15 protein-coding genes are annotated in these 21,066 nt (G+C 36.7%); 10 read left to right on the top strand and 5 right to left on the bottom strand.

The window, feature by feature from the left end; all coding sequences use genetic code 11:
- Position 1 precedes the first annotated feature (1 nt).
- A complete protein-coding gene (locus E1750_RS05720; protein WP_133275854.1) occupies positions 2-7,222 on the bottom strand; it encodes a T9SS type B sorting domain-containing protein in 7,221 nt (2,406 codons plus the stop codon).
- 209 nt (positions 7,223-7,431) lie between these two features.
- Here E1750_RS05720 and E1750_RS05715 point away from each other — a divergent pair, with 209 nt between their 5' ends.
- From E1750_RS05715 to E1750_RS05670, 10 genes are all read left to right on the top strand, one after another.
- Positions 7,432-9,636 carry a B12-binding domain-containing radical SAM protein gene (locus E1750_RS05715; RefSeq protein WP_133275853.1) on the top strand — a complete coding sequence of 735 codons (2,205 nt, stop codon included), beginning with the start codon at positions 7,432-7,434 and terminating at the stop codon, positions 9,634-9,636.
- 209 nt (positions 9,637-9,845) lie between these two features.
- The gene (locus E1750_RS05710; RefSeq protein WP_133275852.1) at positions 9,846-10,361 is read left to right on the top strand and encodes an ankyrin repeat domain-containing protein; all 516 of its coding nucleotides are present in this window, start codon (positions 9,846-9,848) and stop codon (positions 10,359-10,361) included.
- Positions 10,362-10,367: 6 nt separating this feature from the next.
- Positions 10,368-11,132 carry a T9SS type A sorting domain-containing protein gene (locus tag E1750_RS05705; protein ID WP_133275851.1) on the top strand — a complete coding sequence of 255 codons (765 nt, stop codon included), beginning with the start codon at positions 10,368-10,370 and terminating at the stop codon, positions 11,130-11,132.
- Positions 11,133-11,175: 43 nt separating this feature from the next.
- Positions 11,176-11,562 carry an OB-fold protein gene (locus E1750_RS05700; RefSeq protein ID WP_133275850.1) on the top strand — a complete coding sequence of 129 codons (387 nt, stop codon included), beginning with the start codon at positions 11,176-11,178 and terminating at the stop codon, positions 11,560-11,562.
- Positions 11,563-11,576: 14 nt separating this feature from the next.
- Positions 11,577-12,434, top strand: a complete 858-nt coding sequence (locus E1750_RS05695; RefSeq protein WP_133275849.1) for a DUF5777 family beta-barrel protein — start codon at positions 11,577-11,579, stop codon at positions 12,432-12,434.
- 2 nt (positions 12,435-12,436) lie between these two features.
- A complete protein-coding gene (locus E1750_RS05690) occupies positions 12,437-12,784 on the top strand; it encodes a hypothetical protein (RefSeq protein ID WP_133275848.1) in 348 nt (115 codons plus the stop codon).
- Positions 12,785-12,796: 12 nt separating this feature from the next.
- Positions 12,797-13,345, top strand: coding sequence for a YceI family protein (locus tag E1750_RS05685; protein ID WP_133275847.1), 549 nt, complete (start codon positions 12,797-12,799; stop codon positions 13,343-13,345).
- 314 nt (positions 13,346-13,659) lie between these two features.
- Positions 13,660-14,145: a biotin/lipoyl-containing protein gene (locus tag E1750_RS05680; protein WP_133275846.1), complete on the top strand. Its 486-nt coding sequence runs from the start codon at positions 13,660-13,662 to the stop codon at positions 14,143-14,145.
- 2 nt (positions 14,146-14,147) lie between these two features.
- Positions 14,148-15,587, top strand: coding sequence for an acetyl-CoA carboxylase biotin carboxylase subunit (accC, locus tag E1750_RS05675; RefSeq protein WP_133275845.1), 1,440 nt, complete (start codon positions 14,148-14,150; stop codon positions 15,585-15,587).
- Between the two features lie 6 nt (positions 15,588-15,593).
- Positions 15,594-17,135, top strand: coding sequence for an acyl-CoA carboxylase subunit beta (locus E1750_RS05670; RefSeq protein WP_133275844.1), 1,542 nt, complete (start codon positions 15,594-15,596; stop codon positions 17,133-17,135).
- Positions 17,136-17,179: 44 nt separating this feature from the next.
- On the opposite strand, the gene E1750_RS05665 is transcribed toward E1750_RS05670, so the two are convergent.
- From E1750_RS05665 to E1750_RS05650, 4 genes are all read right to left on the bottom strand, one after another.
- Positions 17,180-18,232 (bottom strand): PCMD domain-containing protein, encoded by a 1,053-nt coding sequence (locus E1750_RS05665; RefSeq protein WP_133275843.1) that lies wholly within the window; start codon positions 18,230-18,232, stop codon positions 17,180-17,182.
- A gap of 4 nt (positions 18,233-18,236) precedes the next feature.
- Positions 18,237-18,974 carry a hypothetical protein gene (locus E1750_RS05660; protein ID WP_133275842.1) on the bottom strand — a complete coding sequence of 246 codons (738 nt, stop codon included), beginning with the start codon at positions 18,972-18,974 and terminating at the stop codon, positions 18,237-18,239.
- Between the two features lie 321 nt (positions 18,975-19,295).
- Complete coding sequence (locus tag E1750_RS05655; protein ID WP_133275841.1) at positions 19,296-19,958, bottom strand: thiamine diphosphokinase; 663 nt, start codon at positions 19,956-19,958, stop codon at positions 19,296-19,298.
- Between the two features lie 286 nt (positions 19,959-20,244).
- The gene (locus E1750_RS05650) at positions 20,245-21,066 is read right to left on the bottom strand and encodes a DUF4249 domain-containing protein (RefSeq protein ID WP_133275840.1); all 822 of its coding nucleotides are present in this window, start codon (positions 21,064-21,066) and stop codon (positions 20,245-20,247) included.

Raw genomic sequence — 21,066 nt, 5'->3', positions numbered from 1 at the left:
TTTACCGTTTCAAACTAAAATGCCCTTTGTATTCTTTGCCGTTGGCTCTAGTTACTATAAACCAATAATCATCTGCTTGAAGATTTACACCGTTAAAGGTTCCGTCCCAACTGTCGGAATTGGAAACTAAATTTTTAATCAATTTTCCGTAACGATCAAATATAGTAATGGTTAAACCAACTTCAGCATCCGAAAATTTAATTTTCCAATTGTCGTTGTAGCCGTCTCCATTTGGAGTAAAGAATTTTGGAAACATCAAAAGATTTACTTCTTGTGGTGGTGTCGTTCCGCAGCCATTTTTGTCCCGAACGGTGACGGTATAGTTGCCACTGCTTAATCCCGAAAACACTTTGCTATCTTGGTAATTTTCGCCGTCGATAGCATATTCATATTCCCCATCTCCATCAGCAAGAACAGTGATCATATTGTCGTGATCCGTCCAGTCTTTGATTTCTATAGTTTTAATTACAGCTTTGTTTGATTGCTTCACTATAAAATTTTTGGTACTCGAACAAGTTAGACTAGTATGATCCTTGGTAACTGTCACTGAAAAAGTTCCTGGATTAGCGACAATTATTTTTTGGGTTTTCTCTCCATTGGACCACAGATAAGAATCAAATCCTGAGCCAGCATCAATAGTGATGGTCTTGCTTTCGCAAAGAGGTACAATGTTGGTAATATTGATAAATGGTTTGGAAAAAAGAGTTAATTTTATTTCGGCAACGGCGTAACAGGCGGTGTTGGAATTGATGCGAACATAGATTTTGTTGTCTCCCAAAGCCAATTTATAGTTGGTGAAATTTGCTATTTTACTGCTTGCTGCTTCGTTTTCGGCGCCCAAAACAGAAGTGTAATAAGAGAAATTATAGTTGGTTGTATTTGAAATAATATTAGAAATGTAATTGCTTAAATTCACGGTTTCAGAACCGTCATTCAAGTCATCACAGAATAATTCTTCAAAATTTGTAGCAGGCAAAGTAGAAATTAGTGCTACTGTAATGGCTGACCTTGTTGTGCTTTCACAATCATTTATGGTTTGAGTAGCATAATAAGTTTGCCCATTTTGTAAAGGAGTTGATGCAGGTAAAAGACTACCTGCAGCGGTGCTGTCATACCATTTTATGGTGCTTCCTGTGATTGTTAAATTGGATAAAGTTGGATTTTGGCTGGCACAAAATGTTTGTGGAGAAATTGCTGTTGGCGCAGCTGTATTTTGAATGTTTATAAAAACAGCAACTCTATCACTTTCGCAGCCGTTGATGGTTTGCGAAGCATAATATGTTATTCCGTTTTGTAATAAAGTGGTATTGACAAGAAGATTTCCATTTGTCAAAGCATCGTACCATTCTATGTTTTGTCCTGTGATTACAATGGAATTTAAAGTTGCATTTTGTTGGATACAGAATATTTGAGGGCTTGCTGATGTAGGTTGTGGAATAAAATTTGTAAAAGCTGTGATGGTAACAGTGCTAGCATTTGAAACACATCCAATGCTGCTTTTTATTTTGATATCGTATGTTTTTGGATCAAGATTTGATTGCGTTGGATTGCTTGTCCAAGTGGCCCCATTGTCGAAACTATACCCTGCGGCAAGGCTTGTAATCGTAATAGTTCCTTTAAGATTATTACAATCTGGCTGAATAGTTGTAAATGTTGGTTCGGAAGGGTAATCTGTTGGTGCATGAATGATTAAAGACAAGGCTTCGGATTCGCAACCACTACTGTTTTTTACACGAATCTGGTAGGTTCCTTCCGATAAATTTCCTGAAAGTGGATTGGTCGAATACGTCACACCATTATCAAAACTATACTGATAGGCAGGGCTTGTTATGGCGATCGAGCCAAAGGGATTACTACAACTCAGAGGTTGGGTAACGCTGATTGTTGGAATTGAAGGTACGTTTGCAGGTGGATTGATCGTTGCAGTATAGGCAACTGAAGGGCAACTATTAGTGTATTTTATTCGAATTGAATAAATTCCTGGCGCTAAAATAGCTGTATTGTTCGTAATCCAAGTCAGACCGTCATCAAAACTATAAAGATTTGCAACCGTAGAAACCATAATGCTACCGGTTGAAGTGGTGCATCCAATAGGGTCTGTGACTACAACCTGTGGTGCAGCGGGAGTTAGTGGAGCGGCATCAATTGTAACAGGGGTACTAAGAGAAATACACCCAGAATTATATTTAATCATTACATTATAGGTTCCCGGGCTTGCATTAGCCTTACTATTTGATGTTCCAAAGGTGATTCCATTGTCAAAGCTGTACAAATCTGCGACCGTATTAATAGTTACTGATCCCGTTAGGTTGTTGCAATCGGGTTGAATTGCTTTGTAATCGGGGGCTGGAAGTGCAGATAGTGAGGGAATAGTGACAGTAGCAGCCTCAGAAACGCAACCCGCTAAATTTTTAATTTTTATAAAATAAATCCCTGGATCGAGATCTGTTTTGGTATTAGAAAAAACGTAGGTTAAACCATTATCATAACTATAGGTTGCGGCAGGGGTAGTAATAGTGATGGAACCTTTTGCAGCGCTACAGTTCGGTGGGGTTGCTGAATAAGTAGGTGCGGGAATGGTCGTGCCTGAACTTAAATTTACAACAGTGGTGGAGGAATCACAACTATTCGAATTGGTTTTAATTTTAATGATATAGGTTCCAGCTCCTACATTTATTTTTGTTGGGTTTGTGGTCCAACTGTTACCATCATTGAAACTATAACTTTGCGCTGTTGTTGTTATGGTTATGCTACCGTCAGTTGCTCCACACGAGGAGGGTTGAACAACTTGTACAGCGGGCGCAACAGGAACATTTGGTGGTGAGTAAATATAGGCATAACCGCTCTTAGAGGTACATCCCAAAGTGTTTTTTACTACTATATAGTAATAGCCGTTAGCTAAATTTTTCTTTATAGGGTTTGTGGTCCAAGTTCCACCATTATCAAAACTGTATTGATCTGCAGTGGTATTTACTATTAAAGTACCTGAAGGACTGCCACAAGTCGGCTGAATAGCAGTGATATTGGGTGCAGGTAAATAATATTTATTAATGTAAGTATATTGCAACCGAGATTGACAACCGGTGGCATTTTTAATGGCAATATTATATGATCCTTCAGCAGGATTTAATAAAATGGGATTGCTAGTCCATGTAGTACCTCCGTCAAAACTGTATTTATCAGCAGCAGTAGTAACGGTAATACTCCCGCCATTTCCGCAACTTGGTTGTACAATTTTTATATTTGGATTAGGTAGATAAAATGGGTTTATATGTAATGTTAAAGCGTACGATTTGCAACCGGTTACGTTTTTAATTACGATATTATAATATCCAGAAGTGAGTCCAGAAAGTTTAGGGTTTGTAGTCCAAGTTGAACCTCCATCAAAACTATAAGAATCGGCAACGGTAGCAATAGTAATACTTCCAGCGGTGCCACAAGTTGGTTGAACTACAGTAAAATCGGGATTTGGCAGATAATACGGTTTCAATGACGTGTTAAAACTATAAGGTGAAGATGTACAACCTGCGGCATTTTTCACAACCAGATTATAATAGCCAGAATTTAGATTACTAAATACAGGATTGGTGCGCCAGGAATTGCCTCCATCAATACTGTATTCTGCTGCGACAGTTGTAAAAGTGATACTTCCACCTTGTCCACATGTGGGTTGTGTTGTGGTAAAAGTAGGTGCAGGAAGATAAAAAATTTGAAGATTTAAAGAATTTGAGGTGGAAACACAACCTTGGGCATTTTTTATTTTAGGGTAATAATAACCGGGAGAAAGATTAGTAAAAATTGGACTTGTTACCCAATTGTATCCGTCTATAGTATACAAATCAGCAGTTGTGGTAATGCTTATTGAGCCTTTGGTTCCACAAGCTGGTTGAACTACAGTGTATTTTGGAGACGCTAAGTTTTGGGGATCTAAATAAACAGATATATATCGTGAGGAGCAAGTAGCTGTCTTTATTAATAAGGTATAATATCCACTACTTAAATTATTAAAAATAGGATTTGTACTCCAAGTTCCACCAGAATCGATGCTGTAGAAATCGGCAACAGTGTTGAAAACAATTTTACCTATATTGCCGCAACTTGGATTAGTAATCGTGTAATCAGGATCTGGCAGGTTGGGGTAATTAACGGAAGCATAAACATTTAAAGATACACATCCTAGATTGTTTTTTATAGCAAGAGTGTAATTTCCGCCAGAAGTAAGATTCGATTTAGATGAGCTGGTTCCCCAAGTGTAGCCGCCATCAAAACTGTAGAAATCGGCAACAGTATTTATTGTAAGGCTATCTGCTGTTGTACAGGTTGGATGTATGACAGTATACGCAGGTTCGGCAATATTCGGATTATTTAACCAAACACTAGTAGGAGCGGAAGTGCAACCAATGCTGTTTTTTGTGATTACAAAGTAATGTCCCGGAGCCAATGATTTAGTATTTAGGGTTGTCCAAGTTGTGCCATTGTCAAAGCTATAAAAATCAGAAATAGAATTAATCGTGATTTTTCCGTTTACACCACAAGTTGGTTGTTCAATGCTCATAATTGGTGCATCAATGTAGGGTTGATTCAAAGCTACATAATTTGAAGAACTGATACATCCCGCGTTATTTTTTACTTTTATTTGATAGTAGCCATAAGGCAAATTGGCTACGTTATTGGTAGTCCAAGTTGTGCCATTGTCAAAACTATAGAAATCAGCAATCGTGGTGATAGTGATGCTGCCATTGCTTCCGCATACGGGTTGCTCTGTAGTGTATTCAGGACTGTAATATTGATAGTCATATAAATAAATGTAGGTGTAATAGGAAGTACATCCCAAAGCATTTTTAATTCCTACGGAATAATTTCCCGGATCTAAATTACTCTTGGTGTTACTTGTACTCCAGGTTGTACCTCCATCAAAAGTGTAAAAATCAGAAACCGTATCGATAGTTATGCTGCCTTTAACGGCGCAAGCGGGCTTCACCAAAGTATAATTTGGAGTTTCTAATGTAGTACTGCTAAGAACAACATTGTTTGCTGAAGAAATACAACCTTGTAAATCTTTTGTACGAATTTTATAAACTCCTGGTTTCAGATTGGACGCCGTGGCATCATTTACCCAAGTTACACCGTCGTCAAAGCTATAATATGCAGATGGAGTAGTGATGGTAATGGTACCAGTATCTCCACAAAACAAGGGATTAGCATATGTATAATTTGGATATAAAGTAGATGAAGCCGTTATGGTTACACTTTGAGAATAGGAAGTACATCCGTTTACTGTTTTTATTTTTACTAAATAGGTTCCGGGATACAAATTACTCTTTGTATTGCTGGTACTCCAAGTTGAACCGTCATCAAAACTATATTGCGATGCTACCGAAGTTACTTTTATGGTTCCTGTGGTCGAAAAACAAGAGGGTTGAGTGATTTCCAAAATTGGCGAAACAGCAGTTTGGCTTGGTTCTATTTCCACAGTAGCATCGCTACTACAGCCATAAGAATCGGTCACCACAACAGAATATTTTCCTATTGATGTTACCGTAATGCTTTGTGTAGTTTCACCAGTACTCCATTGGTATGTCGAGCCTGAGGAGGCTTTTAGTATTGTGCTTCCGGAACAAACATTGAGAATACCGGTAATATTTGCTGTAGGATTTCTTAGTTCTAAACTTGCCGAAATTATTTTATAGCAAGTGGTATTTTTACTCACTCGAACAAAGAGCGAAGTACTGGAACTTGGGTAACTGGTAAAATTAGTAATGGCATTCAAGTTGGCTTCAGCTTCATCATAATTTTTGAAATAACTAAAATTTAACCCTGAAGTAGAAGTTACTAGCAATGGATTTAATGTGGACAAATCAAAAGTTTCATTTCCATCTCGATTTGTATCGCATTGCGATATTTTTGCAGTTGTGACATCAATATCACAGCTTGCATTGCAATTTAAAAAAGAAATATCCCATCCCGGATTTGCATCAGGATCTTTGGCCGAGTTAAAACTGGTTCCTGCGCAGGAGGTTCCTGCAATATCATAATCTATTTGTACACCGACATTATAATTGGCATTGGTGCTATTTGGAAAATCTGTAGCCTTTAATGTGAAACAAAATTTTTTATTTGTGGTGTCTAAGCTAGTGGTTGTTGAAGTACTGTAAACAGAAACTTTATTACTGTTATAAACAGTTAAAGTAATTTTATTTACTGTCGCCGAAATTCCACCCGAATTAGGGATAGTATAATTTCCACAAACAGAAAGGGGTAAACTTGGACAAACTTTATTCAAAGGTTCTAGTTCTATAGCACCTTGCAAATTTTCTGCAGAATGCAGTAGACAAATGTCATCAACATACATATAGCCAAAATGTCCTCCCAGACCACATCTTGAAGCCATAAATTCCACCGTAAATTCTTCATTGTTAGGTATCGAGGAAATGTCTAATATCCCGGATTGCCAGTTGGCAGTGTAAAGTGTAACATAAGACGAAGTTTGACTCGGAACTTTGGTGAAAATGCAATTTTTTTCGTCTCCTACTAAACAAAATTCATTTACAACAACCCTATTTTTATCTAAAATTCTTGCTTTAACAAATGGCTGATTATCAGTATGACTGCTATTATATACAGTTTGCAATACGGCTTTATAGTTAAATTTCAGGTAATTTTCATTATTCGTTTTAAATCGTTTACCTTGTACAATAGAGCCATAAGTAGAAGAGTTTTCGTGATTAATTTTGATCGCATATTGGTCAAATGCCTTGATATCACCCATATAAGGATCAACAAGGTTGGAAGATACACCGGTCGCCATCACGTTCATATTGGTCGGGTTGTACCGATTGATGTATGCATCGGCGGTATTGGTAATCGACCGACATTGTGTTGGGCCTGGCGGATCGCCTATAGTATAGAGAAAATTCTTGAGTACGCTACTGCCACTTATAGTTTCAAATTGTTCGAAACCACTATTGGTGCACATTTCTACCGCTTGTTGCGCTGCTGCTGTTTTCGAATTCAGATTTACTTTTTTTAAATTCAGGATTTCTTTTTTCCTGTTTTCTTCTCGAATTTGCAGCAACTCGTTTTGCTTTTCCAATGATTGAATTAAATGACCATTTTTATCTTCTAATAAAATTTTATGGGATGAAATTTGATTTGTTTCTTGGGAAAAAACAACAGTAACTTGATAAAAAAGGACAAACAGTAGTAGGACTTTAAGCTTCATTGTGGGAATTTTGCACACAAAAGTAAATAAAAAAAATCAGCGATTTAGTGTTAAATCAATTAAATTTGTATGAATTTTATATTTGAAATGTTAATTGTTGCAACACAGACTGAACATTGTTTTTATAGTATTGTGAAGCAATCTTGGTATGTGAAGCATTTTGTTGAAAAACAATAAATATCTCCTATTTTTGCACAAAACAATTCCTTTTGAAAACCCAAGTATTTCTCATCACGCCACCGTTTACCCAACTGAATACACCCTATCCAGCGACGGCTTATATCAAAGGATTTCTGAATACCAAAAACATTTCAGCAACGCAAGCCGATTTGGGTATCGAAGTGATTTTGAAATTGTTTTCGAAAGAAGGTCTTGAAAATTTGTTTCAAGTTCAAAGTTTAAATTTTAAAGATTCTGACCAAATCATTTCAGATAATTCAACACGCATAATTGCCCTACAAGACGAGTACATCAAAACCATAGACTCGGTTATTGCCTTTTTGCAAGGGAAGAATCCAACCTTGGCACTCCAAATTTGTCAGGAAGATTATTTGCCAGAAGCGTCTCGTTTTGCACAACTTGAGGAACTCGATTGGGCTTTTGGCACTATGGGAACGCAGGACAAAGCCAAGCATTTGGCGACTTTATACCTCGAAGATATTTCCGATTTTATTGTAGAATGTGTCGATGCCAATTTTGGCTTCAGCCGTTACGCGGAACGTTTGGGGCGATCTGCCAATTCTTTCGACGAATTATATAATGCTTTACAACAAGAACCAACCTATATCGACGAAATTTTAATTTTGCTTTTAAAGGAAAGAATCGAAACCATTCAACCCGAATTATTTCTGATTTCTGTTCCCTTTCCGGGGAATTTATATGCTGCTTTTCGCTCGGCGCAATGGGTAAAGAAGCATCATCCAAATATCAAGATTTCGATGGGTGGCGGTTTTCCCAATACCGAATTGCGTTCGCTTTCCGATCCTCGGGTTTTTGAGTTTTTTGATTATATTACTTTGGATGATGGGGAATTGCCGGTAGAACTTTTAAATTCCAAAATTCAAATTCCAAATTCCAATGAGTTTAAACGTACTTTCCTTCTTGAAAATGGCAAAGTAGTATATAAAAATAATTCCACCCGAAGTGATTACAAACAATCCGAAGTCGGTACTCCTGATTATTCTGATTTGCTTTTGGACAAATACATTTCCGTTATCGAAATTGTGAACCCAATGCACCGAATGTGGAGTGATGGTCGATGGAACAAACTCACAATGGCGCACGGTTGCTATTGGGGGAAATGTACTTTTTGTGATATTTCATTAGATTATATCAAAATCTACGAACCTATTGCCGCCAGTTTATTGTGCGATCGAATGGAAGAAATGATAGCGCAAACGGGGCAAAATGGTTTTCATTATGTCGACGAAGCGGCGCCACCAGCATTAATGCGTGCTTTGGCACTCGAAATTCTGCGTCGAAAGTTATCCGTTACTTGGTGGACTAACATTCGATTTGAGAAAAGTTTTACCCAAGATTTGTGTTTATTGCTCAAAGCGTCGGGTTGCATTGCCGTTTCTGGCGGACTCGAAGTCGCTTCCGACCGATTATTAAAACTAATCGATAAAGGAGTTACGGTGGAGCAAGTAGCAAAAGTGACCCGAAATTTTACCGAAGCTGGAATTATGGTGCACGCTTATTTGATGTACGGTTATCCCACACAAACCGTTCAAGAAACCGTCGACAGTCTCGAAATGGTGCGGCAATTGTTTGAGGTCGGTGTTTTGCAATCTGGTTTTTGGCATCAATTTGCGATGACGGCGCACAGTCCTGTGGGAATGGACCCAGAGAAATTTGGAGTGGTGAAAGAAACCGAAACCATTGGGACTTTTGCCAATAATGACATAAACTACCGCGACAAAACAGGAATCGACCACGATCAATTTAGTTTTGGATTAAAGAAATCTTTGTTTAATTTTATGCACGGCATATGTTTTGACTATGAATTGCAAGAATGGTTCGATTTCAAAATACCGAAAACCAAAATTCATCCCGATTTTATTGGCAATGCATTAGAGGAAGAGGAAGATTTCAATATAAAGCCTACTGCCAAAATCGTTTGGCTAGGAGGAAAGCCACTTATAGAGCATTTCACGAAATCCAAAAAAGGGAATTCTTGGGAAATGATGAAACTGACTTTTCACGACAAAAAGGAAAGTTTTAGCATTCAAACTGGTAAAAATGAAGGCGAATGGTTAGTTCGATTACTTAATAAAATAGCAGTTTCTAAAGCGAAAATCTATTCCTTTCAAGAAATAAAATCCGATTTTGAAACTCATTTGGAAGACTTTGAGTTGTTTTGGTTTTCCAAGCCTGTTGTCACTTTGAGGGAATTTGGGTTGTTGGTTTTGTGAAATTATAATTTTAGTGATCATCATTGTATGCATTCCTACTTTTATCATTGTTTATAAAATCAGCAACGAAATTGGGATGAGTAAAATATAATTTCTTTGGTTATTTTTTTTTGTTTAAACCCTTTAAAATCAGTTTTTTTAATTTAACAAATGTTCATACGAAATGAACTATAAAATTTATTACATTAGCAACCTAAATAGTAATTCAGTTGAAAAAAGTCTGTATTTTAATTTTATTTCTGAGTTTTAATGTAGTTTTTTCTCAAAACACTAATTGTTTTGATATCGCTAGAAAAGGCAGTTTAGCAGAGATGAAGTCGCTTTTTGAAAAAGATAAAAGCATAGTAAATGCCGTTGATGAAAATGGGTCAAGTATGCTAATTTTGGCTTGCTATAGAGGAAATCACGAGGTGGCGAAATTTTTGATGAATCAAAATGCAGATCTTAATTATAATTCTAAAAATGGAACTGCTTTGATGGCTTGTGTTGTTAAAGGCCAGTACCAATTGGTGGATGAATTAATAAGTAAAAAGGCTAACCTAGATTTGACAGATGCCAATGGCACAACTGCACTAATGTTGGCGGTGCAATTTAAAAATGTAGAAATGGTCAAAATATTGGTTGCTGCGGGAGCCAACAAAGCGCTAAAATGCAAACAAAACAAAACAGCTTTCGAATACGCTGTTTTTTCTAATAATGAAGAAATTATAAACTTATTAAAATAAATTACTATGAAAAAAATTACTCTTTTACTTTTTTGTCTCTTACATTTTTCTGGGTTTTCTCAGTCAAAATCTGCTTCGATCGTCCTTACATCGGGTCTGACTGCTCAGTTCACTTTGAATAGTAATACCAACAAAGTTACTTTAGTCTTAAAAGGACCCTCAGATAGATGGTTCGCTATAGGATTGGGAGTGCAAAGTGGTTTTGGTATGGCTGATGGAGATGTACTAGTTTACACCACGTCATTGTCAGATAGAAATTATGTTGGAACGGGTGCTCCTGCAACAGATGCAAGTCAAGATTGGACAGTAATTAGCAATCCGACCCCTGTTGGAGGTGTTAGAACTTTAACTCTCGAAAGAGCTCTCACAAATTCGGATGCGAATGATTTTCAACTACCTTATGCTACCACAAACACTATTGATTTAGCTTGGGCAAGATCAGCATCAGCAAGCACATCACTAGCTAATCATGGTACAGGAAATAGAGGGTTCGCTAGCGCAACATTTACCACTTTAGGGGTTGAAGATTTTTCTTTAAATGCGACCTCGGTCTATCCAAATCCTGCATCGGGTGAATTTTTCATTAAAGCCAAGACGAAACTTTCTAAGATCAATCTATACAGTCAGTTAGGCGCTTTGGTAAAAACAGTTCCCGTAGCCGATGATGCTCGAGAGGTACAAGTAGAAGTTAATGGTATTCAAAAAGGCGTTTATTTTTTAGAATTACAAAATGAAAAAGAAAAATCTTGGAAAAAGATAATCCTAGAATAGTCTATTGCAGCTTCGGAATAAAGTATTTATAAAATTCTTTTCAATGAATAAAAAAATTATAGTTACGTCTTGCCTCGTAGTTGTTTTATTGCTATGTTTTTTTTCATACAAATACGTGATGACGGGTGGTGGAAGAGACTTAAAAACTGAAAAGTCGGAATTCGATGTGACGGCAGTAGCGATTTTTGCAGAGTTTTCAGCAGATTCTGAAATGGCATCAAAAAAGTATCTAAATAAAGCAATTGAAATCTCGGGAAAGGTGAGCAGTGTAAAAGGAGATGTGATTACACTTGACAATAAGGTTTCCTGCCAATTACTTGTTATAGAGAAAGTAGAAACCGACAGTCGATTGAAAATAAAAGGAAGAGTTACCGGTTATGACGACCTTTTGGAAGAACTTAAATTAGATCAATGCTCAATTGTAAAGTAGTATTTAGTATGAAAATGTCAAAAATTGTTTATTTCTTTTGTTTCTTTTTTTGTTTTGGAATTGCCCAGGCACAAGATGATTTGTTAAAGGAATTGGATTCGGACAGTATTGCAAAAAGTCAAATTACGGCGGCGGCTTTCAAAGGATTGCAAATATGTACGATGCAGTCTACGAAACTAGCCTCAAAAGGAGAATGGTATTTTTTAGTGGCACATCGATTTGGAGATTTAACAGAAGGTTTTGATAATTTCTTCGGATTTGATAATGCTTTAACCAAAATAGGTGGGCTCTATGGCGTGACCAATTGGTTGACGGTTGGTCTGTCGCGCCATACGCTAAACAAGAATTACGAGCTAACTGCAAAATATAAATTGGCAAATCAAGAAGAACAGGGGTTTCCTGTTACCATAGTTGGCTATAACACAATGGATATAAATACAAAACTAAGCACAGATGAATTTCCCGAACTGAAAGGTACCGATCGAATGGCTTTTAGTACTCAATTGCTCATTTCAAGAAAAATTACGACTGGCTTTTCTATGGAAATAGTTCCAATTTATATTCATAAAAACCTTTACGAACCCCTGTCTGAAGAGGTAGATAATTTTTTATTGGCCGGTGGCGGAAGGTATAAAATTTCAAAAAGAATTAGCATCAATGCTGAATATGCTCTTCGATTGAATGCTAATGATTCCAGTTTTTATCATAATCCTGCAACAATAGGTTTAGACATAGAAACGGGAGGTCATATATTTCAATTGGTTTTTTCAAATAGTCAAGCAATGAACGATGTCAGTTATTTTACGAATGCGAACGGGATTTCTGATGGAAAAGGTATTTATTTTGGATTTAACTTATATCGAGTTTTTTAATTATGAAAGCTTTTAAAATTTTTAGTATTCTGATCGTCCTAACGCTGATACTTTTTTCTTGCGAATCCTCTACTTATGAGGAAATTGCTGGCGAAAATGCAAATCCTACTTATAGTCAAAGTGTTCGTCCCATTATCCAAAGCAATTGTCTGTCATGCCATAGTGCAACTGCTGGTCAGAACCCAACTTTAGAAACCTACGCCCAAGTTAGAGACGCTGCAGAGAACGGGAGTATGATTTGTAGAATAGATGATCAATCTTGTGGTTCGGTTATGCCCCAATCAGGACGAATGCCGCAACCCACAATCAATACGATTAAAAAATGGGCTGCGAACGGATACCCAAACTAAAATAGAACTCCTATGCTAAAACGATCTTGTACTCTTTTTTTATTATTATTTTCGACAGTTTTGTTTTCGCAGAAATTCATTACACGTTCTGGTGAAATAAAATTTGAAGCATCTATGCCTGCTTTTGAAGAGGTAGCTGCCAAAAATAACACGGTTTCCTGCGTGTTTGATTCCTCAACATCCGAAATTGCTGTTCTAGCCTTAATCAAAGCTTTTCGATTTAAAGTGCCTCTGATGGAAGAGCATTTCAACGAAAACTATATAGAAAGCGATCAATTTCCCAAAGCCACTTTCAAAGGGAAATTAATCAATTACGATGGTGCTAAAATGAAGTCTGAAAAAACTGCTTTTGAAGTCGAAGGTGTTTTGACCCTGCACGGACAGTCCCGAAATATTAAAACTAAAATCAATTTTGTGCCTTCTGGCAATAAGCTATATCTGACTTCTACGCTTAAAGTTAAAACCTCTGATTTTAAAATTGAAATTCCGTCGGTTGTGAAAAATAAAATTGCTGAAACCGTAGCGATAAATTTAAAGTTTGAATTAGAAAAGCAAAACTAACCGTCATTTTGTACTTCCTTTCAAGAAATTAAAGCCAATTTTAAAACGCAGTTTGGTAATTTTGAATTGTTTAGATAGTCAAAGCCGCTGAAAACTAATCAGAAGCGGGGGTTATTGGATTTGTAAATAATTAGTTTTATTATTAAGGTATCGCGCTGATTTTAAGAAAATTATAAAAAAAAAGGCTGCAAAATCAAAAAAACACTAAATTATAATTGTATTTTCCGAGATTAACTTACTGACATTGTAAATTTTGTTTCGCTTGTAAATTGTAAATGATTTATAGTTAAATTTATACTATAAAATTTACAGTTATGAGTTCCAATTTTAAAGTTAAAGTAAATGATACTTTTGAGTTTGATTTCAATACCGAAAACACCTCGAAATTAGACGCGGTAAGTGTCCAAAAAAACAAGTTTCACATTCTCCAAGACCACATTCCTTACAAAGCTGAAATTATCTTTTCAGAATTCAATCAAAAAAAATATACCGTCAAAGTCAATAATAGTCTCTACGAGGTTGTTATTGCTAATCCACTCGATATTTTAATCAAAGATTTGGGCTTTGAAGTGGGACAATCCAAAGTGATTAAGCAACTGAAGGCTCCTATGCCAGGTTTAATTTTAGAACTCAATGTCCAAGTCGGGCAAACGGTTCAGGAAAATGATAATTTACTGATTCTTACCGCGATGAAAATGGAAAATAGTTTGCTTTCGCCGCGAGATGGAGTCATCAAATCGATTGCTGTAGCTGTGGGCGATTCTGTGATAAAAGGAGATTTGTTAATTGAATTTGAATAATGATGAAAAAAATACTAGTAGCCAATAGAGGAGAAATTGCCATACGAGTGATGAAAACTGCTCAAAAAATGGGAATAAAAACAGTAGCAGTTTATTCGACAATAGATAGAAATTCACCCCATGTGAAATTTGCCGATGAAGCCGTTTGGATCGGAGAAGCACCCTCCAATAAATCGTATTTGGTGGGCAGTAAAATTATCGAAGTGGCCAAAGCTTTAAACGTAGATGCGATTCATCCGGGGTATGGATTTTTGAGTGAAAATGCCGAATTTGCCCAAGAATGTGAGTCGAATGGCATAATATTTATCGGCCCTAAAACCAAAGCTATTGAGATAATGGGAAGCAAACTAGCCGCGAAAGATGCCGTTTTGAAATACAATATTCCTATGGTTCCCGGAGTAGATCACGCGATTACCGATATTGAAGAAGCCAAAGCTACTGCCCATAAAATTGGATTTCCTATTTTGATAAAAGCTTCGGCCGGAGGTGGAGGAAAAGGAATGCGTATTGTAGATAAGGAAAGTGATTTCGAGTCTCAAATGAATCGTGCGATTAGCGAAGCCATTGCCGCTTTTGGTGATGGTTCTGTTTTTATTGAAAAATATGTGGCCTCTTCTAGGCATATCGAAATTCAAATTATGGCGGATAGTCACGGTAATGTGTTGTATTTTTTCGAAAGAGAATGCAGCATTCAACGACGCCATCAAAAAGTGATTGAAGAAGCGCCTTCCTCTGTTTTGACTCCTGAAATTAGAAAGAAAATGGGCGAAGCTGCCGTTTTAGTTGCTAAATCTTGTGATTATCTCGGAGCAGGAACAGTAGAGTTCTTATACGATGAAAATGATAATTTTTATTTTCTGGAAATGAACACCCGTTTGCAGGTAGAACATCCTGTTACCGAAATGATTTCAGGCGTGGATTTGGTCGAACTACAAATCAAAGTCGCTCGTGGCGAAGCGTTGACCATCAAACAAGAAGATTTGAAAATTAAAGGTCATGCTGTTGAATTGCGAGTGTATGCCGAAGATTGTATGAATGATTTTTTGCCAAGTGTTGGGCGTTTAGAAATGTATCAATTGCCCATAGGCGAAGGAATTCGTGTGGATAATGGATTCGAACAAGGAATGGATGTACCGATTTATTATGACCCCATGTTGTCTAAATTGATAACCTACGGAAAATCAAGAGAAGAAGCTATCGAAATTATGCTCAAAGCAATAGACAAATACAAAATAGAAGGAGTGGAAACGACATTGCCTTTTGGCAAATTTGTTTTCGAACATGAAGCTTTCCGCTCCGGAAAATTTGATACCAATTTCGTAAAAAAATACTATTCACCCGAAGTAATCGTCGCCCACAAGGAAAAAGAAGCCGAAATCGCAGCGCTTATTGCCTTGAAACAGTATTTTGAAGATCAAAAAGTTTTACGCTTACCAAATTAAAATATCATGGAAAATAAAATAAAAGAACTCAACGATAAAATAGCTGAAGCATCTTTAGGTGGAGGTTTGAAAAGAATTCAAAAACAACACGAAAAGAAAAAATTATCGGCAAGAGAGCGTGTAAATTATTTGATGGATGAAGGCTCTTTTGAGGAAATTGGAATGTTGGTAACCCACAGAACTTCCGATTTTGGAATGGATAAAGAAATCTATTACGGAGATGGTGTCATTACGGGATACGGAACTATAAACGGTAGATTGGTTTATATTTTTGCTCAGGATTTTACTGTTTTCGGAGGCTCGTTATCGGAAACTCATGCCGAAAAAATCTGTAAAGTAATGGAAATGGCGGTCAAAATGGGTGCGCCAATGATCGGTTTGAATGATTCGGGTGGTGCCAGAATTCAGGAAGGCGTGCGTTCACTTGGTGGTTATGCCGATATTTTTTACAGAAATGTACAAGCGAGTGGGGTAATTCCGCAAATATCTGCCATAATGGGCCCTTGTGCTGGAGGAGCCGTTTATTCTCCTGCTATGACCGATTTCACTATGATGGTCGAAGGCACTAGTTATATGTTTGTTACCGGTCCAAACGTGGTGAAAGCAGTAACCAACGAAACGGTTACATCTGAGGAATTAGGTGGGGCCACTGCACATTCAACCAAATCGGGAGTGGCGCATATCACTTCTGGAAATGACCAAGAATGTTTAGATGATTTAAAACGACTGTTGAGTTATCTGCCTCAAAGTAATAAAGAAACGCCAGCAAAGTTGCCTTATGAATTAGGTGACGAACTGCGTATGCAATTGGCCAATGTGATTCCGGACAGTACCAATAAGCCGTATGATATGCACGAAGTGATTTCGGGAATAATTGATGAGGATTCTTTCTTTGAAATTCATAAAAATTATGCCGAAAATATCATCGTTGGTTTTGCAAGACTAGCAGGAAGAAGTGTAGGTATTATCGCCAATCAACCTCTATTTTTGGCCGGTGTTTTAGGGGTTAGAAGTTCCAAAAAAGCAGCTCGTTTTACTCGTTTTTGTGATTGTTTCAATATTCCTTTAGTGGTATTGGTTGATGTTCCTGGATTTTTGCCAGGTACCAATCAGGAATGGGAAGGAATTATTATTCACGGTGCCAAGTTATTGTATGCTTTAAGCGAAGCTACAGTGCCTAGAGTTACTGTTATTACTCGAAAAGCGTACGGTGGAGCTTATGATGTAATGAATTCAAAACACATTGGTGCCGATATGAATTTTGCTTGGCCAACAGCCGAAATTGCCGTAATGGGAGCAAAGGGTGCTTCGGAAATTATTTTCAAAAAAGAAATAAGCGACGCCGAAGATCACGAGGCCAAACTGCTAGAAAAAGAAAATGAATACGCCGATTTGTTTGCCAATCCGTATATTGCTGCTCAACGTGGATTTATCGACGAGGTGATTCTGCCTCAGGATACGAGACGTAAATTGATAAAAGCATTTAGTATGCTCGAAAACAAAGAAAGTGTCACACCCAACAGAAAACACGGAAATATTCCTTTGTAAAAACGTTATGCCAAATCTTAATGAGAATCAAATTATAAAATTAGTTAATAAATCAGTTTGAAATTATTTACCAGTAAAGTACTATTTGTTCCTCCTTCTAGTAAATCACCTTTGAAACTAGAAGCAAACACTACTGAAATGTGGGTAACTGCTTCGTTAGAAGTAGCGTATAAGCCGTTTTTTGGTTTTTGATAATCAGGAAAATTACCACTAAGTTCCCCGTAAGTCAAATCTATAGTCAATGTTTTGAAGGCATCGATTACTTTTTCTTCTGATCTAAACCAGGCTGTAGCGACTCTTTTTGTTGTAGTTCCGTTCCTATTTTCCAAAAGGACATAAATATCGCAAGCATCTTTGGTGTTTAGAATTTGCCCTTTGTTATTTAAATAGGGAGATCCAGGATTATAGGCGTATTCAATCGAAAATTTTTTGGGTCTGGCTGCGAACGGAATTCCAGTTTTTGCTGAATTAATTGGATTTGATAAATCCAATTCAAATTTACCGGTAAACATTGATCCAGCACCCATACGTTGTCCTACCAGTCCTGCTAAATTGCCCATATCTTGGGTTACCAGTTTAGCCGCCAAATTAGTTCCGTTTATAGTAAAGGGAGTAACATTGGCGGTGCTCAAAGTGGTGACGCCAGCATTCCCGCTGACCCAAATAGAATTAGAGTCCAATCCTGGTTCATAATAATTTTTGGGTGTCATATACCATTGGTCAAAATTACTATTTTCTAGTTGAGGTTCACTTCCTTCTTGTTTAACGGTTACAGTATAGGTTTTGGTACTACCATCTTCAGCTTTTACTGTATATATTTGTGGTGTAGAAAAGTCTAAAGTTTGGTTTTCGGATGGGGTAATTGATGCAAATGTAGAAAGTGTGATTTCTGTTGGTTTTAATTGTTTAATAGTCGCAGATGCCGAAACAGTAACTTCAATAGTTTGTTGAGTTTCGTTAATTATAGTATTACCGACCTGATTTTCAAGTATAAATGTCACTATCTTTTTTTGGTTAGAATGGCCATAATAATCTTCTGACACGCAGTTTGAAAGCGCCAAACATAGGAATGCGATGAAAAGGATATTTTTTTTCATTTTATTAAGTTTTAAAAAAGTAATAAAAGCTAATATTTAAAGATAAAATATTTAATTTTAAATCCAAATCGCTACTTTTAACTGTGGAACTTTCTATCTGATTTACAGTGGTTTTTTTGTTAGAATGAGTTAATCCAGCAAGATTTACTCCGACCTCAGTTGCAAATCCTTTTATAATAAAAACCTGGATACCAGGGGTTATTCCGATACTATAATTGTTAGTCGTGGTATAATAGCGGGTTAATATATCATCGGTGGTTTGTTCAGAAACTTTATTTTCAACATTCATTCCTAAGCCAACTACATTAAAAAGGTTGAATCTCCCATTGGGAGCTATGGGAAGATAATTTTTCATAAAAACACCTCCTCCAAGGCTGGTTTTTGCCTCTTTTACATAAGTAATCGCGCCTTCTGAATTTTCTAAAACCTGATTCAATTTTGCCCAGTCATATTTAATTATGCCTCCAACGGCAAATGACTTACTTAAAAAATACCCACCATTAAGTTGAATATTATATCCGTCTTTTTGTTTATCAATAATTTTTAAAATTAAGATGTCTTCGTTTACACTAGTTCTGGTACTAGCTCCGCCTGTTAAACCAATAAAAGCTAAGCCTTTTTGTAGGTTGGTAAATTTATAAAAATTTTTATGGTCACTGTTCGATTGTGCATAGATTGGTACAGAAGTGAAGTAGAGATGAATCACTAACAACAAAAGGAATATATTTTTTAAATAAAGCATCGAAGGTAGTTTATAGTGTTGGTTTTCAAATTTCTACAAAAAAAAGAAATTATTTTGTTTTTTATAAAAAAAAATTGAGATAACAATAAAAAATAAAGAGGTAAAAAAAGAACTCAATTGAATGAAGTTACGTGATTTGTTATTTACAATTAAGGAAACATCGAAATATTCCTGTATAATTTTTAATCGAAGGGTAACGCAAAGATTTTCTGCCACTTTTTTCGATAAGAATTAAAAAACAATTTTAAATTCTTCGTTTGGATACTTTAATTTCGCGTCAGAATGCAGAATTTTTACATACTTTTTTAAAATCTATTGCAGTTAATCCCAACATTCCATCAATAACAAATCCCCTTGTTCATGTTCTATAACAACCAAACCATCTTCTTTGACGTGGTTGCTGCTTCCTGTTCTGTAGCCAATAGTTAAGCTATCGTTTGCTAGCGGATAATAGAGGTTTTGCGAATGAATTCCGGTGACTTGTCCAACAGGAATTAGCGATATAGTTGTACGGGCTGGATACCATTTTTGGAATTTTTTGGGCAACAGAAAAACTCTTGAATGATCGTCGAGAAGTACTATTTTTAATAGATTTCGGTATTTAGAAATCGTGGTGATGTTGGTTATGGTGTGATCGGCTCTTTTTCCGGTAGCCCAAACCACATTTACCGCCGGAATTTTTCTTTCTATCAGATAATCAAATGCTTTTTCTAAATCGGTTTTGTTTTGGTCTGGGGTGTGAACAATGTCCAATGGGAATTGTTTTTCCTTGTAGTAATTAGGATCAAAACCTCGATCGAAGTCCCCCAACAGCACATCGACTTTTATGTTTAAGTCCAAAACACGTTCCATCGCCGAATCGAGTACGATTACTAATGGAGACCATTCGAGTAATTGTCCCAACAACTCCTGTTTGCAGGAAGCTCCGTTGGCAATAATTAAAGCGGGTTCTTGGTCATCGCGAACAATGTGGTGTGAAGACATTTGAATTTAGATTTTAGAGTTCTGATTTTAGATTTCAGATTTTGTGCAAATGTATGCAAAAATAGAAGATCGTTGATTTTACAATTCTAAAACATCTGAAATCAAAAGTCGTTAATCAAAAATCTACAATCACTAGCCCAGACAGCAATGGAAAGCCCGGACTGCAAAAAACTAATTTTTCTTGTTCTAAAAGAGCGACTCCCGAAGCTTCGGGAGAAGCTCCTTTTAGAGCTTAGAAAAATAGTTTTTTAAGGGAGGACTTGTAATGAATGGCTGGATTAGCTCCTTATTGAATGGTGTACTCTCGAACATCGACTTCGCTTAAAGAGAAAAATCCCAAGGCATAGTTGTCGATATTTTTTTGGTTTACAATATTTCCTCTAACGGTTGCTGGCGGCGTTTGGAAAGGACTTCCGCCACCGGAACTACTCGAAAGGGAAATGATTTTGTTCATATAATTATAGTACGATTCCGAAACTCCGTAATGCGTGATGGCAATTTTTCCACCTACTTTTAGGTCTTCGTCGCTAAACTGCCAGGACTTTTCATTTCCGTTGGTGTATTCGTCTTTGATGATGCTGTAACTTGGTGCTTTGAAAATGTCGGGAAAGAATTTTACCATATAGAAGTTTTTGGCAATAGGGTCCTGAAAGAATACTTGTATTTCGTAATCTTTGCCTGAAAATCCTCCGTTATCCTTTTGTTCAATTCTAGCTATTGGCGTGACAGATTTGAGTGTTTCTGTAGACGTGTAAGTTTCGCCTTTATAAACAACAGTCAAAGTATAACTTTCGTCAATTATGGGTTTGAATGTGCTGCATTGGTATTCGCCTGTGTTGGGAATTTCAGTAAAAACATACGTTAAATTTCCCCCGCTTTTTATAGAAACAGTAGCTCCAGAAACTTTTGGAATCACATTGCTATAAAAATCAGTGGTGGTCGATAAAATAATTTTTTGATTTGCTCCGGTGGTGCCTTTTTGCCAATTGATAGCAGCATCGATTACTAATCGTGGCGCGGCTGTGTTCAAATCGACCTCGATAACATCTTCGCAACTTGCAAAGAATAGAGATGCAAAGAATAAGGCTATATATTTTGTGATTTTCAT

Source organism: Flavobacterium nackdongense (assembly GCF_004355225.1).
Taxonomy (GTDB): Bacteria; Bacteroidota; Bacteroidia; order Flavobacteriales; family Flavobacteriaceae; genus Flavobacterium; species Flavobacterium nackdongense.
This window is presented reverse-complemented; position numbering and strand designations above follow the sequence as displayed.

Bases quoted from the DNA above. Each gene is read 5' to 3' on its own strand.
- E1750_RS05720 (WP_133275854.1), bottom strand. From the start codon at position 7,222: ATGAAGCTTAAAGTCCTACTACTGTTTGTCCTTTTTTATCAAGTTACT.
- E1750_RS05705 (WP_133275851.1), top strand. From the start codon at position 10,368: ATGAAAAAAATTACTCTTTTACTTTTTTGTCTCTTACATTTTTCTGGG.
- E1750_RS05700 (WP_133275850.1), top strand. From the start codon at position 11,176: ATGAATAAAAAAATTATAGTTACGTCTTGCCTCGTAGTTGTTTTATTG.
- E1750_RS05695 (WP_133275849.1), top strand. From the start codon at position 11,577: ATGTCAAAAATTGTTTATTTCTTTTGTTTCTTTTTTTGTTTTGGAATT.
- E1750_RS05690 (WP_133275848.1), top strand. From the start codon at position 12,437: ATGAAAGCTTTTAAAATTTTTAGTATTCTGATCGTCCTAACGCTGATA.
- E1750_RS05685 (WP_133275847.1), top strand. From the start codon at position 12,797: ATGCTAAAACGATCTTGTACTCTTTTTTTATTATTATTTTCGACAGTT.
- E1750_RS05680 (WP_133275846.1), top strand. From the start codon at position 13,660: ATGAGTTCCAATTTTAAAGTTAAAGTAAATGATACTTTTGAGTTTGAT.
- accC (WP_133275845.1), top strand. From the start codon at position 14,148: ATGAAAAAAATACTAGTAGCCAATAGAGGAGAAATTGCCATACGAGTG.
- E1750_RS05670 (WP_133275844.1), top strand. From the start codon at position 15,594: ATGGAAAATAAAATAAAAGAACTCAACGATAAAATAGCTGAAGCATCT.
- E1750_RS05665 (WP_133275843.1), bottom strand. From the start codon at position 18,232: ATGAAAAAAAATATCCTTTTCATCGCATTCCTATGTTTGGCGCTTTCA.
- E1750_RS05660 (WP_133275842.1), bottom strand. From the start codon at position 18,974: ATGCTTTATTTAAAAAATATATTCCTTTTGTTGTTAGTGATTCATCTC.
- E1750_RS05655 (WP_133275841.1), bottom strand. From the start codon at position 19,958: ATGTCTTCACACCACATTGTTCGCGATGACCAAGAACCCGCTTTAATT.
- E1750_RS05650 (WP_133275840.1), bottom strand. From the start codon at position 21,066: ATGAAAATCACAAAATATATAGCCTTATTCTTTGCATCTCTATTCTTT.